Below are 16,228 nucleotides of genomic sequence, written 5' to 3'. Positions count from 1 at the left end.
TGACCCGGATCACCCCTTGCGCGAGAACCCACCATGGATTTGACCCGTTTGCGCCACTTTTTGCTGACCCTGCCGGGCGCCACCGAAGATACCCCGTTTGGCCCGGAGATCCTGGTCTACCGCATCGCGGGCAAGATGTTCGCGCTGGTGGATTGGCAGGCCGAGCCGCTTACCATCAACCTCAAATGCGAGCCCGAGCTGGCGTTGCTGCTGCGCGAGATCCACCCCGAGGTCAAACCGGGCTGGCATATGAACAAGCAACACTGGAACACAGTGACCCTGAACAGCACCTTGCCAGATGATCTGTGGCAGGGCTGGGTGAATCACTCCTATGAGCGGGTTGTCGCGGGTCTGCCCAAAGCCAAACGGCCACAGGCGCCGCGCCCCCTCTCCCCCACTGACGACCCAACCTTATGACCCCAGCACTTAATCCAGCACTTTGTATTGTCCCCCTTGGTGAGGCACATATCCCCGCCCTCGTGAGCCTGTTTGAGCAGGCGGTGCGACGCAGCGGCCCCGAGCACTACAGCGCCGAACAGGTGGAGCAGTGGGCCCTCGGTTCACAACATCCGGGCTTTGTCAGTCAGCTGCGCGAGCACCACGGCTGGGTGGCGGAGCAGGCAAATGTGCCCCTCGGTTTTGTCACTCTGAGCCACGATGGCCACCTCAGTCTGCTCTATGTGAGCGCCGACCATCAGCGCCAGGGATTGGGCAATCTGCTGCTCACCACGGCGCTCGCGGGGGCCAGAGGGCTCGGTCTGACCCTCATTACCACCGAGGCCAGCGCCTTCAGTTATGAGCTATTTTTACGACATGGCTTTACGTTGACCGGGCTGGAGTGCGTGGAGCGGGGCGGAGTCAGTTTTACTCGCCATCGCCTGCACTGCTGCTTGCCAAGCTAGGGCAAGCCACTAAAATACGCTTAATTTTCGTATTGTTACTGTATTGAGGCAGCAACCATGGTGGTAGAAAGTGAAGGCTATATCTCGCTGATCGAGTATCTGGTGGAGAGTTTGGGATTGTTTGAATCCCAACAGCAGAACGATGGGGAAGAGACCATCGAAGATCTGGTCAGTGGCCGTGTTGCCAGCAACCTGATGGCCATTTGCGAGCAAAACCCCCAGCTCGATCCCAAGGTGCGTTTCGCCATCATGCAGGAGGCCGACGCCGTGGTCGCCGATCTGGAAGAGGTGCTCTCCGCCGTCTGGCTGCGCGCCCCGACCCCGGAACAGAAAACCTTCCTCATCGAGTTTATCGATCTCATCAAGAACCTGTTCGACAGCGCCATCGGCTGATCTGCCGTCCGGTTCTCCCGCCCAACGCAAGATTTCAAAGCAGCAGATAAGGAAAAGGGCCGCCTTGGTGGGCAGCCCTGCTTGCTATCATTTTCAACCCGCCAGTGCGTTCATTCATCAGGCGGTTATCAAGGCAAGAAATGTGTCTGGACTTTGCATCCGATCCCTGGACGCTACCTAGTTAGTCCCGACTGGTCGCAATAAGTTCCCTCCTCCGACCATTTATTTTCACTTTTATTAAGAAATCGACTACAAACCTGTTCAGCGGTTCAGGCTGGGCGGCAAACAGACTCCAATGCCACCCAATCCGCAGTAGCCATCCGGATTTTTCTCCAGATATTGCTGATGGTAATCCTCGGCGTAGTAGAAGGGCGCCAGCGGCAGAATGCGGGTGGTAATGGCACGGCTGTCGCCGCTTGCCGCCATCGCCTGCTGGTAGGCCGCCATGCTCTGCTGGGCAATGATCTGCTGGCTCTCATCGCCATAGAAGATCACCGAGCGATACTGGGTGCCAATGTCCCCGCCCTGACGCATCCCCTGCGCCGGGTCGTGCTGTTCCCAGAACAGTCTGAGCAGATCGCCATAGCTGATCACCGCCGGATCAAACACCACCTGCACCGTCTCGGCATGGCCGGTCAGGCCGCTGCACACCTCTTTGTAGGTGGGATTCTGGGTCACGCCGCCCTGATAACCTGCCGCGGTGGAGTAGACGCCCGGCTGCTGCCAGAACAGGCGCTCCACGCCCCAGAAACAACCCATGCCAAACCAGGCGATCTCCATGTTCTCGGGCCAGGGACCCTGGGTCGGGTTGCCATTCACCGCATGCTGCTGACCAATCACCATCGCTTCGCGTCGTCCCGGCAGGGCATCTGCCGGTGAAATAATCTGTTCCATGAATTCTGTCCTTGTATAAAACCCTGTGAAATCACACAGCTGACGAAAAGGAGCATCGAAGATAGCAGTTTATCGCGCCGGATCAACCGGCGGGCCCCTCCCCGCTCGCCCCGGCGGCCGTCTGCACCGTCCGTCCCTCTTTCCCGATCCGCACGGCCAACCCGCCCCTCGTAGACCAGAAACGGTCAAAATCAATATTTAGTCTTGATTTGTGAATTAATTTTCATATATTGAGCCAATCGCTGTTTTTTTATGGAAGAAATATCAAGTGCGTGAACGCGAACCCAGTCTGGTCAATGCCTTCCGGCAATCCACCCCCTATGTCAATGTGCATCGGGGTGCCACCTTTGTGCTGATGATGGGGGGAGAAGCCATCTGCCACCCCAACTTCGCCAATATCGTCAGCGATATCGCCCTGCTGCAGACACTGGGCATACGCCTGGTGCTGGTGTTTGGTTCACGTCCGCAAAACGATGAAGCACTGGCCCGCGCCGGTATCGAGGCCCAGTATCACAAGCGGATCCGGGTCACAGATGACGAGAGTTTCACCATCATCAAGCAGGTGTGTGGCGGCCTGCAATATGACATCACAGCCCAGCTCTCCATGGGGCTCGCGAACACACCCATGCAGGGGGCGCGGATCAGCGTGGTGAGCGGCAACTTCGTCACTGCCCAGCCGCTGGGGGTGGATGATGGCATCGACTTTTGCCATAGCGGCCGGGTGCGCCGCATCGACGTGGAGGGGATCACCCGCCAGCTCGACCAGAAGAGTCTGGTGCTTATCTCCCCCATCGGCTGCTCGGTCACCGGCGAGAGCTTTAACCTGAGCTCCGAAGAGGTGGCCCGCCGGGTAGCGGTCGATCTCAAGGCGGACAAGCTCATCTGCTTTAGCAGCACCCAGGGGGTGATGGACAGACGCGGCGAGGCCATCTCCGAGCTCTTCCCCGAGCAGGCCGAAGAGCTGCTGGTAGAGCTGGAACAGGCGGGGGAAGAGATGTCCGGCACCGCCCGTTATCTGCGCGCGGCCATTGCCTCCTGCCGTGGCGGCGTGCCCCGCTCCCATCTGGTGAGCTATCAGGATGATGGCGCCATGCTGCAGGAGCTGTTCAGCCGTGATGGCCTCGGTACCCAGATAGTGCGGGAAAGTGCCGAGCAGGCCCGCGCCGCCACCATCGAAGATATCGGTGGCATTCTGGATCTGATCCGCCCGCTGGAGGAGGAAGGCATTCTGGTGCGCCGCTCCCGCGAACAGCTGGAGATGGAGATCGACAAGTTCACCATCATCGAGCGCGATGGCCTGATCATCGGCTGCGCGGCCCTCTACTGCTTTATGGAAGAGGCGATGGCGGAGATGGCCTGCGTCGCCATCCACCCCGACTATCGCAACTCCAACCGGGGGGATCAGCTGGTGGCCAAGGTGGCCGAGCGGGCCAAGCGGCTCGGGATCCACCGCCTGTTCGTGCTCACCACCCGCTCCATCCACTGGTTCCGGGAGCGGGGCTTCGATCCGCTGGAAGTGGAAGATCTGCCGGTGGCGCGCCAGCGTCTCTACAACTGGCAGCGCCGTTCCAAGGTTTTGTCAAAGACCATTGCCTAAGCCATTGATTCTGCGTTGAGTTAGCCGACAATTTGAACTTTTTCACAAACTCGATTGACAGTGCAATCCAACGCAGGTTATTTCTAAATGCACTCCACCGCCCTGGTGGAGCCAGAAGAGGAGCGCTGCCCAGGCAGCCCAAGGGAGGACGCCAGCGTCCGGTGAACTTGGGTCAGGGGGAGCAGCGCCGAGACGAGTGAGGAGACTGGTAACCTCAACGTCGGCTGCGGGGGCTGAATCCCCCGGGTTGTCATCGGTAGTGATCATCCCCCACCGCGCCCTGTCAGGGGCGGTACGGGATGGGCTCTGCAGGTGGAGTGCTTCTGGCCGGGATAGCTTCGTTCATTCCTGCCATTTTCAGCCTCCTCCTCTCTTTTTTGCCCGATGGAACCGGAATCTTAAAATAAGACAGGAGTAAGCAATGAGCCCGATCAATGTCGCCAAGTTTGGCGGAACCAGTGTCGCCAACTTCCCGGCCATGAACCACTGCGCCGATATCGTGCTGGCCAATCCCGCCACCCGGGTGGTGGTACTGAGTGCCAGCGCCGGTGTCACCAACCTGCTGGTCGCCCTGGCTCAAGGGGAGCTGGACGAAGCGGGCCGCGACGAGCAGCTGGCCAAACTGGCCGGGATCCAGCAAGCCATTCTGGCCGATCTCGGCAACCCCGTTGATGTGAGCGCCCTCATTCATGGCCAGCTGGACGAAATTCGCCTCATGGCCCAGCAAGCCCACCAGCATACCGATGCAGAGCTGGCCGATCGCCTCATCGCCTGCGGCGAGCTGATGTCTACCCGCCTCTTTACCGAGCTGCTGCGCCAGCGCGGCGTCAAGGCCCACTGGCAGGATGTGCGCCAGCTGATGCGCACCGACAGCCGCTTTGGCAAGGCCACCGTCGATCTGGTTACCACCCGCACTCTCTGCCAGCAGACGCTGGGCCCGCAGCTTGGCGACAGCCTCATCATCACCCAAGGCTTTATCGGTGCCGATGGCGATGGCCGCACCACCACGCTGGGGCGCGGCGGCTCTGACTACAGCGCAGCCCTGCTCGCCGAAGCACTCGATGCCGCCAGTATCGAGATCTGGACCGATGTGCCCGGCATCTACACCACGGATCCGCGCCTCGTCACCCGCGCCCGTCCCATCCCCGAAATCAGCTTTGTCGAGGCGGCCGAGATGGCCACCTTCGGCGCCAAGGTGCTCCACCCCGCCACCCTGCAACCGGCGGTGCGCCAGAATATTCCGGTGTTTGTCGGCTCCGCCAAGGATCCTGCCGCCGGTGGTACCTGGATCCGCGCCAGCACAGATTCAAGCCCGCTGTTTCGCGCCGTCGCCCTGCGCCGCCAGCAGGTGCTGGTAACCCTGCACAGCCTCAACATGTTCCACGCCTACGGCTTTTTGGCGGAAGTGTTCGGCATTCTGGCCCGTCACCGCATCTCGGTCGACCTCATCACCACCTCGGAAGTGAGCGTATCGCTGACGCTGGATCACACCGGCAGCCAGAGCAACGGCGAGCCGATCCTGAGCGACAAGGTACTGGCCGAGCTGGGGCAGCTCTGCAAGGTGGAGGTGGAAACCGGTCTGGCACTGGTGGCGCTCATCGGCAACCGGATGAGCGAAGTGAACGGGGTGGGCAGTCAGGTCTTTGACGCCCTGCGCGAGCACAACATCCGGATGATCTGCTATGGCGCCAGCGCCCACAACCTCTGCTTCCTGGTCAAGGAGAGCGAGGCGGGCAATATCGTCAACCGCCTCCATCAGGAGCTGCTGGACTGATCCTCACCCGAGGCAATTTCGAACACGCAACAGGGCGCCCGCAAGGCGCCCTGTTCATTTGTACTCCGCAAAGGTATTGGCTCAGGCAAGGCTGGTGGCTGGCAACTGACAGGCGATGGCTTCGCGGCGCAGCTGCTGCAAGCGGGCCAGCAGCCCGGTCTGGCCGAGCTCCGTCTCCTGAGGCGAGAGATTGTCCACCAGCAGCGGATAGTGATCCGTCACTGCCTGCATCAACCAGTCGAGGCGACGCAGGGTGAGCGGGCCGCAGCTCTGGCCGCTCAGATCATCGGCCACATCGAGCCGGTGGCTGCGATACATGTCCCGCCACCAGTTGGCGACCAGCGCCTCGTCGCTCGCCAGCGCGGCGCTCCACTCCCCTTGCAGGGCGTGCAGGCGGGCCAGCACTGGCGCGCTGGCTCCTTCGCGGATCAGGTGGTGGATCTCCCGTTTCACCCATTTCAGACAAAGCTCGCGCCAGTAGCGAAATTGCGGCAGAGGATCGGCCTCATCGAGCCAAAGCCCCGAGAGGGTGCGGGTCTCCAACCGCTCCGGTACATGGAACTGCGGGTCGACCAGACCATTGGAGTTGTATTCAAAGCGGGGATCGAAGGTCCACATATAGCCAAAGTCGAACACGCAGATCTGCTCGCCGTCATCGAGCAGGTTGCCCGGACTCGGGTCCCAGTCAAACCAGCCCCAGCGGGCCAGCTCACCCTGCACCTCCAGCATCTGGGCCAGATTGCGCTCGTTGAGCTGATGGACCGGCACACCCCGCAACCAGGGGGAGACCAGCACACCGGCCCGCGCCGAGCCAAAGCTGGTGCAGACCACGTGGGAGAGGACAGTAGGATGCAGCTCGCGCAGCGCCTCGATTTCGCGCCGCCGCTCCAGCTCGGTCAGAAAGGCGGTCTTGCCATCGAGGTTGGCCACCAGTGAATCCTGACGGCGCCGCTTGAGGCACCAGTGATGCCCCTCCACCTTGAGGTGAAACACCTCGGCGGTGAGACCGTGGCGATAGACCTTGACCACAGCCGGATGGCTATCCTTCAGCTTGACCAGTTGGGCCAGCGGCAGCGGGCAGTCGCGCTCGCGTCCGATCCGGATCTCTTCCTTGCTCTCCAGCATGCGCAGCAATCTGGCCTGACGTGCCATCACTTTGGGATTCATACATGTACCTCCAGTCGCTATCGAGAGACTAAACAGCAGACCCCTCCCAAGCCAGTGGCAAAACCCCATGATGACGCTTTCATCACATATTCCGAACAACCCCTCGATCGGGATCACAATTTGCAAGGTTGAGCTGTAACCAAATATTCATTAAGTGGTCATTAAATTGACAAGCTGAAACAAGGCCCGCACCATCGGGTCAAACTCTATGCGGATGAACGATCTCTCCCTCACTCGCTCAAAGGATGAGCTTATATGAATCGCCCCTCCTCAGGCCGCCCCCGCGTCCTGAGTCTGCCCTCTCTGCTGCTTGCCCTGCTGGGCGGATTGCTGCTGCTGACCCTGTTATTGCCGCTGATCAATCCCGGTAGCTGGCTGGGCCGTGCCCAGCCGCTGGTGCTGGGCCCCGCCGACAATCCACTGGCCACCCTCACCCGCCACGCACTGCTCTATAAAAGCGACAGCCGCGGCCTCTATCTGGTGGTGCGCAGCCAGTGGCAGTTGCGAGGGCCGCTGCAAGCGGGGGACAAGGTGCGAGTGGAGCTGCTCAACGACAAGGGGGAGCGGATTGACCAGCTCAGTCAAGCGGTGGATAAACGTCAGGTGTGCCGCAATAACCGCTGCACCCTGGATCTCAACAGCACCCTGCGCGCCCCGGATGACGCGCTGGCCAGCCGTTATCAGCTGCGCATCGGTCTGCTGCTCAAAGATCGCCCCGAGAGCGGCAATTTCAGCCAGATCCTGCAAACCCTGCCGGAGCAGGGCTTCAACCTCACCTATCTGGTGGTGAGCCTGACCCTGGTGCTGGCCCTGAGCGCCGCCGTGCTCAAGACGGTGCTGCCAAAACTGCGCCGCAGCCTGCGCTGGCGGATCATCGGTAGCCTGCTGCTCGGCAACCTCACCTTCGTGCTGCTGCACGGCTTCGTGGTGTTCAAGCTGGGGGAGTTTCTGCTCTGGTCAGGCTTTCGCCCAGAGCACTACTATCTGGCCTGGGGCAGCATGGTGCTGGGTTGGAGCCTCTGCGCGCTGGCGGGCTTCAACCTCTATATGGGGCTGGTCTTTACCGCGCTGTCAGGCATAGGGCTGCTGGCCAACTTTATGAAGATCGCCATCTACGGCGTGCCGCTCGGCGGGGACGATTTTGGCAACCTGCTGGCGCTGCTGCGGATCCTGCTCGACCAGCACCCCATCCTGCCCATCTTCACCGTGTTGCTGGCACTGTTTCTCTGCTGGCGCTTTGCCCTGTCACGCTGGGTGCTGCGCACTGCCGCTGCCACCGTCGCCTTCTTTGCCCTGTGCGTCTTTGCCACCCAGACCGGCAACAAGCTGCTGGGAGCCAACATTCGCTACGTGGATCGCGCGGTCAACTACCACAGGGACATCATCCGCTCCGGCCCCGGCCTCTATCTGTTCAATCTGGTGGACGAGATGCTGCATAGCGGCAGCGTGTTTCGCTACCCCTTGCAGATCAACGAGCTGGCCCCGCAGCTGAGTTATCCGCCCCAGGGCATTGCGCCGCGCTGGGATCTGGTGATCGTGCTGCAATATGAGTCGCTCTGGCTCGACTGGAAGGGGCGGATCTGCGCACCGGCTCCCACCCTCTCCCTGCCCGCCAGCGTGCAGCAGTGGCAAAAAACCATCCACTCCCCCACCACCGGCGGCATGACGGTGCTGGCGGAGTTCGAGATGAACACCGGCCTGCCGGTGGGCTTGCTCAAGCAGGGGGTGGTGCCCTACTACTACCTCTCGCAGCAGGTGCCGGGGCTGGCCCAGAGCGCCAGACAGAGCGGCTACCAGACCCTGTTCGCCCACCCCTATGTGGAAAAATTCTGGGGCCGCGCCAAGGCGATCCCGGCGCTTGGCTATGAGGAGCGCTGGTTCGATACCCGCTTCACCACCCTTGAGCACAAGGGGCTCTATATCTCCGACGATGCGCTCATCGACCACATACTCAAGCGCAGCGAACAGGATGACAAACCGCTGTTTGCCTATGCTGTCACCATGCAGGGGCACGGCCCCTTCGATGGCCCCCGCTATCAGGGGCAGGAGCGCAGCGGCGCCTGCCCGAACCAGAGCGAGAGTGACACCCAGCTGCTCAACACCTACTACACAGGGGTGGTGGATGCCATGGCCTCGCTGGAGCGGCTGCTCAAGACCCTCGACCAGTCGGGCAAGCGCTATCTGGTGGTGGCCTTTGGCGATCACCAGCCGTTTTTGATGTCTGCCGGCAAGGGCATTCACGGTGACAAGCCGGCACGCGATGCCACCTACCAGATCCCCATGATGGCCTTCACCCGCGCCGATGATCCCCTCAATCTGGCGACCCAGTTTGCGCCGGTGCGCCAGCTCTACCAGATGGGTCAGGCCACCCGACAGCTGCTGGCGGGGGATATCACCCCCATCGAAGAGAAGCCCCTGCTCCATCCGGTGCTGGGGGAGGAGAAAGGCTTCGACCCTTCAAGCCTGGTGCCGCAGATCCGCGCCAGCTTCCGGCCCGATGCCCTGCCCTGATCAAGCCCCACAAAAATAGACAAGGCCGCATCAGCGGCCTTGTTGTTGGACATTCATTTCGCCCTCATTCTGCTCGCCACCAGGGCTCCAGCAAGGTGAGCTGCTGGCGGTCGAGATCAAGCGCCACCTCGATACCCAGCGGCAACGTCAGCATGGGGTGGGTATGGGCGCAGTCAAACTCCGCCAGAATGGGGAAGTTCGGCTCCCCCACCACCTCCAGCAGGATATCGAGGGGGCGCTTGCCGCTACCCTGATCGTTGAACAACTCGTGCTTGCCGAGGATAAGCGCGCCGATCAGATCAAACACCCCGCACAGTTTGAGATGGGCAAAGGATCGCTCCACCGTCTCGGCTGATTTCAGGCTGTCCTCCAGCAGCAAAATGTCACCGCGCTCGATGGGCGGCATATAGGGGGAACCCCAGATCCCCGCCATGGTGTTGAGGTTACCGCCAATCAGTCGCCCCACTACCCGGCCAGAACCCACCGAGAGCAGCCGATTGGGCTGGCACTGCTTGGCCCGAGTCTGGTTTTCCCAATCCAGCCGTTCATCGCTCCACTGCACCGGGGTCGGCACTGTGTGGGGCACGGCGGCGCCACCGGTCTGGCAGATCTGGCGAAAGCCCGACAGCGTCTCGTCCACCAGCGGCGGCAACTCGCCAAAAGAAGCCACCAGCGCCGGGCCATAGAAGGTAACCAAGCCTGTTTGGGCATAAATACCGAGCAGCAGCGCCGTCACGTCGGAATAGCCGACGATGATTTTGGGGTCGCGCCTCAGCGCCTCAAAATCGAGGTAGGGCAACAGGGAGTTGGAGTTGCTGCCGCCAATCACCGACATGATGCAACGCACCTCGGGGTCGCGAATAAGGGCGTTGAGCTCTTCGGCCCGAGCAGCAATCGAGCCGGAACGCCAGTGATCCTGCTGGCCGGTGAGGCTACCGGCCTTGAGTTTGAAACCCTGCCCTTCAAGAAACGCCCTGGCACGGGCAAAACGGTTGGGGGCCCAGGCGGTCGCTGCACTGGAGGGGGAGAAAAAAGCGATGGTATCGCCACGTTGGAGCAGCGGGGGAACCAATAACGTCATGACACACTCATCCTTGCCAATATCCAGCCATCACAGAGTCGTTGAGACTCCTACACAACCCCTTTTATCACAACGGGTTTATTACGGTCGTTTAGAAATACAAAACACTTGATTCATTATTAACAGATATTCTAAACACCATCCCCTTCCTAGAATGACCTCATTGCGATGGCCAACCCCGGTTGGTTGTCAGAATGGTCGGCCTGACAGCCCGGACGTTCTCTTTCCCACTTTTTTTCTCTGACTTATCAATGAGGTGCCTGTCATGAACAAAAACGCATCCCCCAGCGCATTGGTTGTAGAAGGCGGTGCCATGCGCGGCATATTTGCCAGCGGCGTGCTGGATGCGTTTATCGAGCATGACTATCGCCCCTTTGACTTCGCCATCGGCGTCTCGGCGGGGGCCACCAACTTGCTGGCTTATCTCGCCAGCCAGCATGGCCGCAGCCACGAGATCCTGACCAAACTGGCGTGCAGCCAGCAGTTTATGGATCCCCTGCGCTTTGCCAAGGGGGGCAATCTGGTGGATATCCACTGGCTGTGGAACACCAGCTGTCGCAAGTATCCCCTCGACATTCACGCCTACCGGGAGACCGGCATCCCCTTCTATGCGGTGGTGACCAATACCCTGACCGGCAAGGCGGAGTACATCCGGGTCAAGCCGGAGAACATGAACGAGGTGCTGCCGGCCAGCTGCGCCATTCCCCTCGCCTCCCACGAATACCCGGAGGTACACGGGGTACCGATGACAGATGGCGGGGTGGCCGACTCCATCCCGGTGATCGAAGCCTACCGCCGCGGTGCCCGTCACCTGACGGTGATCCTCTCCGAGCCGCTCGGCTATCGGCTCAAGCCGATGCCCTTCCCCTGGATGATCCGTACCCTGCTCAAGACCCGCCCCGCGCTGGCACAGGCGCTGGAGCAGCGGGATCGCAGCTACAACGAGGCGCTCGATTTTATCGCCAATCCGCCGGAGGACTGCCAGATCGAGGTGATCGCCCCGGCCGACTACTTCCCCGTCTCCCGTTTCACCCGCGATATCAACAAGCTGGAGATGGGATACGTGATGGGCAAGTGCGCAGGCTATCAGGCCGCCCTGCTCAATTGATAAGGATTTTACAGGCATGACCCGACCTGCCGCGACGCACGCGCCGCCAACACAATAACAATCGGGTCAGTTGAGCAACATGAGTCATAAAAACAGACCGTGGCGAGGCAAGCGCGGCCAGAACCGGTGCCAGACCCCCTGACTAGCCAGCTCCTCATCCCTATGCCAGGGCATCTCACCCTCATACAAGGTGTTTATTTATGTCGTTTCTTCTCACCCATCCCGCGCTGGCGCAGCTGTTCGAGCGGCTGCTGCCCGATTACCGGATCATGGCGCCCGCGGCCGAATATCGGGGCGGCCGCTTCTCCGACACCGACAACGTCACCTACCACAGCATCCGCCATCCGGCCGATCTGGTGTGGCAGGAGAAGTCCCACTTCTCCCCGAAAGAGGTGGTGCTCCCCATCACCCAGACCCTGTTCCACTTCGACAATCTGGAGCTGCGCGAATCAAAGGTGGAGGCCAAGCCCACCCTGCTGTTCTTGCGCAGCTGTGATATCCACGCTCTGCGCAGGCTGGATCAGGTCTACCTGAAAAACGGCCAGAACAGCGACGTCTACTACGCCCGGCTGCGCAGCAAGCTCAAGCTGGTACTGCTGGAGTGCCGCGAGAGCTTCGAGAACTGCTTCTGCGTCTCCATGGGCAGCAACAAGACCCAGGACTACGCCGCCGCCATTCGTCTGAGCGATGAGGGTGCCCGTATTGAGGTGAAGGATCCCGAGCTGCTCGGCTACTTTGCCGAACTGGGTGAATCCGACGACTTCACCCCGGAATTTGTCCAGAGCAACCCGGTCAAGGTACGCACCCCGGACAGCGTCTGTGACGACCCCCAGCGGATCCGCCAGATCCTCACCGCCCATCCGGTCTGGGCCGAGTACGACAGCCGCTGCATCGGTTGCGGCCGCTGTACCACCTCCTGCCCGACCTGCAGCTGCTACAGCGTGCATGACCTCACCTATGCGGAGAACCCCAAGCAGGGCGAGCGCCGTCGCCAATGGGCCAGCTGTATGGTGGATGGCTTCAGCGACATGGCCGGTGGCCACGGTTTTCGCGCCAAACATGGCGAGCGCCTGCGTTATCGCGCCCTGCACAAGGTCAACGACTACAAGGCCCGTCAGGGAGAGGAGCACATGTGCGTCGGCTGTGGCCGCTGCGACGATCGCTGCCCTCACTACATCTCCTTTAGCAACATCATCAACAAGATGACCGATGTGGTCGAACAGACCATCGCAGCCGACAACGCGCAGGGGGCGAACTGATATGTGCCAGTGCCAGCAAACCGCAACAGCAGAACCGCAGCAGAGAGCAGTCGAAAACCGCCTGCTGCCCAAGGCCTACACCATTCTGGCCATCGAGCGCCACACCGAGCTTGAGTGGAACTTTCGAGTATCACGCGACTTTGATGTTCACTACGGCCAGTTTGTGGAGATCTCTCTGCCCACCGTCGGCGAAGCGCCCATCTCGGTCTCCGACTATGGCGATGGCTATGTGGATCTGTTGATCCGCAAGGTCGGCAAGGTGACCGATGCGCTGTTTGCTCTCGATGTGGGCGACAAGGTGTGGATGCGCGGCGTCCACGGCAACGGCTACCCGCTGGAAACCTACCGCAACCAGCACCTCATCGTGGTGGCGGGCGGTACCGGCGTCGCCCCGGTCAAGGGGCTGCTGCGCCGCTTCAGCAAACACCCGGAAGAGGTGAAGTCCCTCGACATGATCCTCGGCTTCAAGAACGAGCAGGCGGTGCTCTATCGCCACGAGATGCCGCTCTGGGCCGAGCAGCAGAACCTCATCGTCACCCTGGACGAGGGCAAGGAGAGCGAGCAGTTTCGCATCGGCCGGGTCACCGACTACATCGACCAGCTGGATCTCGCTGACAAGGAGGATATCCAGGTGATCGTGGTCGGCCCCCCCATCATGATCCGCTTCGTGGTGCTCGCCTTCCTCGAACGGGGCATCCCCAAGGATCGCATCTGGGTCGACTACGAACGCCGCATGGCCTGTGCCGTGGGCAAGTGTGGCCACTGCCGGATGGGCGACACCTATATCTGCGTGGATGGACCGGTCTTTCGTTTTGACCAGGCCCAGCATCTGATCGACTGAGGGAGAACACCATGAGTCTCGATATCGACATCATCAAAGCCCGCGCCAAGAACGAATACCGCCTCTCCAAGGTGCGTGGCGAAGCGATGATCAGCGTACGCATTCCCGGCGGGATCATGCCCGCCCACCTGCTGGCGGTAGCCCAGCAGATCGCCGAACAGTATGGCAACGGCCTGATCCACCTCACCACCCGCCAGAAGCTGGCGATGCCCGGTATCAAGTATCAGGACATGGACAAGGTCAACGCCGCCCTCGAACCCTTTATCAAGGAGATCGAGGTGGAGACCTGCGGCATCGAGGTGGAGGATACCCAAGCCGGTTACCAGACCATCGGCGGACGCAACATCGTTGCCTGTCAGGGCAATACCATCTGCCAGAAGGGCAATATCGACTGCACCGGGCTGGCCCAGCGGATGGAGAAACACCTCTACCCCAACCCCTATCACCTCAAGATGGTGATCGCCGGCTGCCCCAACGACTGCGCCAAGGCCAACATGGCCGACTTCGGTATCCTCGGCATCGCCAAGATCCACTTCAATGCCGAGCGCTGCATCGGCTGCGGCGCCTGCGTCAAGGCGTGCAGCCACCACGCAGTCGATTGCCTCGCCATCAAGCATGGCAAGGCGGTCAAGGAGGAGAGCAAGTGCATCGGCTGTGGCGAGTGCGTGCTGGCCTGCCCGACCCTGGCCTGGCAGCGGGATCCCAAGCAGCTCTACATGGTCAAGCTGGGGGGACGCACCAGCAAGAAGACGCCTCGTACCGGCAAGCTGTTCCTCAACTGGGTGACCGAAGAGGTGCTGCATGCGGTGATCAAGAACCTGTTCGAGTTCGAGGCCGAGATGCTGGATGGCAAACCCATCTACCTGCACATGGGTCACCTTATCGACCGGGCCGGTTATCACAAGTTCAAGGAGCGGGTGCTGCGCGGCGTCACCCTCAATCCGGAAGCCATGGTCGCTGACCGTATCTTCTGGGCCGAAGATCAGTACGTCGCCAACATGCACGTCAAAGCGGTGCAATAGGAAAAACCTCGTTTGGGGAAGCGTGATCAAGTGGCCGACACCGGTGGGGATCTGTCGTTGGCCCGGGCGTAGATCACCCTTCCCCTTTTTTATTCCCGTCGGGGGATCTTTCCCCCGACCATCCGGGGTGCGTCACGGCGCGCCCTGCTATCTCGCCCGGCGCGGCATTGCGAGCGGGCCAGCATCCGGAGCCTGTTATGGACTTTCTCCCTCTCTTCTGTCAGCTGCAACACAAGCCGGTGCTTATCGTCGGTGGCGGCGAAGTCGCGGTGCGCAAGGCGCGTCTGCTGCTCGATGCCAAAGCCCGGGTGACCATCAATGCCCCCCATCTCGAGCCCCAGCTGATGAGCTGGGCCGAGCAGGGAGTGCTGACCGTCTGCGCCGCCGACTTTCACCCCGAGCTGCTCGATGGCAAATGGCTGGTGATCGCCGCCACCAACCAGACCGAGGTCAACCAGCAGGTTTTCAACGAAGCGAGCCTGCGCCAGATCTTCTGCAACGTGGTGGACTCTCCGGCCCACTGCAGCGCCATCATGCCCGCCATCATCGACCGCTCGCCGCTGATGGTGGCCATCTCCAGCGCAGGTTCGGCACCGGTGCTGAGCCGCCAGCTACGGGAAAAATTCGAAGCGTTGCTGCCGCAACACCTCGGCCAGCTCGCGGTGCTGGCGGGCAAGCTGCGCGAGCGGGTCAAGGCCATACCGGACAAGCTGGCCCGCCGCCGCTTCTGGGAGCGGCTCTTTAGCCACGATCGCCTCGCCCGCCAACTGGCCCGCGGCCAGCAACAGGCAGCCGAGCAGAGCGTCGCAGAGCTATTGAATGAGCCGCTGCAGAGCAAGGGAAGCGTAACCCTGGTGGGAGCGGGCCCCGGTGATGCGGGGCTGCTCACCCTGAGCGGTCTGCAGCAGTTGCAGCAGGCGGATGTGGTGGTCTATGACCGGCTGGTCTCGCAGGAGGTGCTGGCCCTTGTTCGCCGGGATGCCGAGCGGATCTTTGTTGGCAAGGAGGCGGGCCGCCACTGCGTGCCCCAGCAGGCGATCAACCAGCTGTTGCTGGAACAAGCACAGCTGGGCAAACAGGTGGTGCGGCTCAAGGGGGGCGATCCCTTTATCTTTGGCCGGGGTGGCGAAGAGCTGGAAACCCTGGCCGAGGCGGGCATCCCCTTCTCGGTGGTACCGGGCATTACGGCAGCCTCAGGCTGCGCTGCCTACAGCGGCATTCCCCTCACCCACCGCGATCACGCCCAGCGGGTGCAGTTCATCACCGGCCACGACAAGGAGGGCAATATCGCCCAGGAGTGGTCGGCGCTGGCCGCCCCACGCCAGACCCTGGTGTTCTACATGGGGCTGGCCCACGCCGCCCGTATTCAGGATGCGCTGCAAACCCACGGCATGCCCGGTCACACCCCGGTGGCGCTGGTGGAGCAAGGCACCCAGCTCAGTCAGCGGGTGGTGCGCGGCGAGCTGCAGCAGCTGGCCGAACTGGCCCGTCAGGTGAGGAGCCCGAGCCTCATCATCATCGGCACCGTGGTCACTCTGGCCGACAAGCTGGACTGGTATGGGGAAGCCAACGCCATCCACGGCATCTAACCCCGCACGACTATCATCCAATAGAGACAACAAAACAGAGAACGGCCATGCCGCTCTCGGCTTTTTGCATCAATGACCAAGCCGTGGCAC

General features: G+C 61.4%; 14 protein-coding genes and 1 riboswitch. Of the genes, 11 read left to right on the top strand and 3 right to left on the bottom strand.

What is annotated here, in order from left to right; genetic code table 11:
• Nucleotides 1-33 precede the first annotated feature (33 nt).
• The 3 genes from AB5Y73_RS02170 to AB5Y73_RS02160 are packed head-to-tail and all read left to right on the top strand — an operon-like array spanning nt 34 to nt 1,295.
• Nucleotides 34-417: an MmcQ/YjbR family DNA-binding protein gene (locus tag AB5Y73_RS02170; RefSeq protein ID WP_181497246.1), complete on the top strand. Its 384-nt coding sequence runs from the start codon at nt 34-36 to the stop codon at nt 415-417.
• Complete coding sequence (locus tag AB5Y73_RS02165; protein ID WP_159163388.1) at nt 414-902, top strand: GNAT family N-acetyltransferase; 489 nt, start codon at nt 414-416, stop codon at nt 900-902. Before AB5Y73_RS02170 ends, AB5Y73_RS02165 begins: the two co-directional genes overlap by 4 nt.
• A gap of 57 nt (nt 903-959) precedes the next feature.
• Nucleotides 960-1,295 (top strand): DUF3802 family protein, encoded by a 336-nt coding sequence (locus AB5Y73_RS02160; RefSeq protein WP_005333735.1) that lies wholly within the window; start codon nt 960-962, stop codon nt 1,293-1,295.
• A gap of 261 nt (nt 1,296-1,556) precedes the next feature.
• Here AB5Y73_RS02160 and msrA read toward each other — a convergent pair whose 3' ends face one another.
• Nucleotides 1,557-2,189 carry a peptide-methionine (S)-S-oxide reductase MsrA gene (msrA, locus tag AB5Y73_RS02155; RefSeq protein WP_005352745.1) on the bottom strand — a complete coding sequence of 211 codons (633 nt, stop codon included), beginning with the start codon at nt 2,187-2,189 and terminating at the stop codon, nt 1,557-1,559.
• A 268-nt stretch (nt 2,190-2,457) separates the two neighbouring features.
• On the opposite strand from msrA, the gene argA reads away from it, so the two are divergent.
• Complete coding sequence (gene argA / locus AB5Y73_RS02150) at nt 2,458-3,786, top strand: amino-acid N-acetyltransferase (protein WP_181497245.1); 1,329 nt, start codon at nt 2,458-2,460, stop codon at nt 3,784-3,786.
• Nucleotides 3,787-3,893: 107 nt separating this feature from the next.
• A riboswitch (Lysine riboswitch) is annotated at nt 3,894-4,117 on the top strand.
• Nucleotides 4,118-4,207: 90 nt separating this feature from the next.
• Nucleotides 4,208-5,560, top strand: a complete 1,353-nt coding sequence (gene lysC, locus AB5Y73_RS02145) for a lysine-sensitive aspartokinase 3 (RefSeq protein WP_181497244.1) — start codon at nt 4,208-4,210, stop codon at nt 5,558-5,560.
• Nucleotides 5,561-5,641: 81 nt separating this feature from the next.
• Here lysC and AB5Y73_RS02140 read toward each other — a convergent pair whose 3' ends face one another.
• The gene (locus AB5Y73_RS02140; protein ID WP_181497243.1) at nt 5,642-6,727 is read right to left on the bottom strand and encodes a hypothetical protein; all 1,086 of its coding nucleotides are present in this window, start codon (nt 6,725-6,727) and stop codon (nt 5,642-5,644) included.
• A 255-nt stretch (nt 6,728-6,982) separates the two neighbouring features.
• On the opposite strand from AB5Y73_RS02140, the gene AB5Y73_RS02135 reads away from it, so the two are divergent.
• On the top strand, nt 6,983-9,238 hold the full coding sequence (locus AB5Y73_RS02135) for an LTA synthase family protein (RefSeq protein WP_181497242.1): 2,256 nt from the start codon (nt 6,983-6,985) through the stop codon (nt 9,236-9,238).
• A 64-nt stretch (nt 9,239-9,302) separates the two neighbouring features.
• Here AB5Y73_RS02135 and AB5Y73_RS02130 read toward each other — a convergent pair whose 3' ends face one another.
• Nucleotides 9,303-10,319 carry a S66 peptidase family protein gene (locus tag AB5Y73_RS02130; RefSeq protein WP_118853693.1) on the bottom strand — a complete coding sequence of 339 codons (1,017 nt, stop codon included), beginning with the start codon at nt 10,317-10,319 and terminating at the stop codon, nt 9,303-9,305.
• A gap of 265 nt (nt 10,320-10,584) precedes the next feature.
• On the opposite strand from AB5Y73_RS02130, the gene AB5Y73_RS02125 reads away from it, so the two are divergent.
• From AB5Y73_RS02125 to cysG, 5 genes are all read left to right on the top strand, one after another.
• Nucleotides 10,585-11,427: a patatin family protein gene (locus AB5Y73_RS02125; RefSeq protein ID WP_005333746.1), complete on the top strand. Its 843-nt coding sequence runs from the start codon at nt 10,585-10,587 to the stop codon at nt 11,425-11,427.
• A gap of 200 nt (nt 11,428-11,627) precedes the next feature.
• Entirely contained in the window at nt 11,628-12,686 is a 1,059-nt protein-coding gene (gene asrA / locus AB5Y73_RS02120; RefSeq protein ID WP_118853692.1) for an anaerobic sulfite reductase subunit AsrA, read from the top strand.
• 1 nt (nt 12,687) lies between these two features.
• Nucleotides 12,688-13,527: an anaerobic sulfite reductase subunit AsrB gene (gene asrB, locus AB5Y73_RS02115; protein ID WP_107684963.1), complete on the top strand. Its 840-nt coding sequence runs from the start codon at nt 12,688-12,690 to the stop codon at nt 13,525-13,527.
• Nucleotides 13,528-13,538: 11 nt separating this feature from the next.
• On the top strand, nt 13,539-14,549 hold the full coding sequence (gene asrC, locus AB5Y73_RS02110) for a sulfite reductase subunit C (protein WP_058056676.1): 1,011 nt from the start codon (nt 13,539-13,541) through the stop codon (nt 14,547-14,549).
• A gap of 197 nt (nt 14,550-14,746) precedes the next feature.
• Nucleotides 14,747-16,138 (top strand): siroheme synthase CysG, encoded by a 1,392-nt coding sequence (cysG, locus tag AB5Y73_RS02105; protein ID WP_107684964.1) that lies wholly within the window; start codon nt 14,747-14,749, stop codon nt 16,136-16,138.
• Nucleotides 16,139-16,228: the final 90 nt, after the last annotated feature.

It is taken from the genome of Aeromonas sp. s7(2024) (assembly GCF_040907825.1).
GTDB classification, from domain to species: Bacteria; Pseudomonadota; Gammaproteobacteria; order Enterobacterales; family Aeromonadaceae; genus Aeromonas; species Aeromonas veronii.
This window is presented reverse-complemented; position numbering and strand designations above follow the sequence as displayed.

Bases quoted from the DNA above. Each gene is read 5' to 3' on its own strand.
- asrC (WP_058056676.1), top strand. From the start codon at position 13,539: ATGAGTCTCGATATCGACATCATCAAAGCCCGCGCCAAGAACGAATAC.
- AB5Y73_RS02135 (WP_181497242.1), top strand. From the start codon at position 6,983: ATGAATCGCCCCTCCTCAGGCCGCCCCCGCGTCCTGAGTCTGCCCTCT.
- AB5Y73_RS02140 (WP_181497243.1), bottom strand. From the start codon at position 6,727: ATGAATCCCAAAGTGATGGCACGTCAGGCCAGATTGCTGCGCATGCTG.
- asrB (WP_107684963.1), top strand. From the start codon at position 12,688: ATGTGCCAGTGCCAGCAAACCGCAACAGCAGAACCGCAGCAGAGAGCA.
- AB5Y73_RS02160 (WP_005333735.1), top strand. From the start codon at position 960: ATGGTGGTAGAAAGTGAAGGCTATATCTCGCTGATCGAGTATCTGGTG.
- lysC (WP_181497244.1), top strand. From the start codon at position 4,208: ATGAGCCCGATCAATGTCGCCAAGTTTGGCGGAACCAGTGTCGCCAAC.
- AB5Y73_RS02170 (WP_181497246.1), top strand. From the start codon at position 34: ATGGATTTGACCCGTTTGCGCCACTTTTTGCTGACCCTGCCGGGCGCC.
- cysG (WP_107684964.1), top strand. From the start codon at position 14,747: ATGGACTTTCTCCCTCTCTTCTGTCAGCTGCAACACAAGCCGGTGCTT.
- asrA (WP_118853692.1), top strand. From the start codon at position 11,628: ATGTCGTTTCTTCTCACCCATCCCGCGCTGGCGCAGCTGTTCGAGCGG.
- msrA (WP_005352745.1), bottom strand. From the start codon at position 2,189: ATGGAACAGATTATTTCACCGGCAGATGCCCTGCCGGGACGACGCGAA.
- AB5Y73_RS02125 (WP_005333746.1), top strand. From the start codon at position 10,585: ATGAACAAAAACGCATCCCCCAGCGCATTGGTTGTAGAAGGCGGTGCC.
- AB5Y73_RS02130 (WP_118853693.1), bottom strand. From the start codon at position 10,319: ATGACGTTATTGGTTCCCCCGCTGCTCCAACGTGGCGATACCATCGCT.
- AB5Y73_RS02165 (WP_159163388.1), top strand. From the start codon at position 414: ATGACCCCAGCACTTAATCCAGCACTTTGTATTGTCCCCCTTGGTGAG.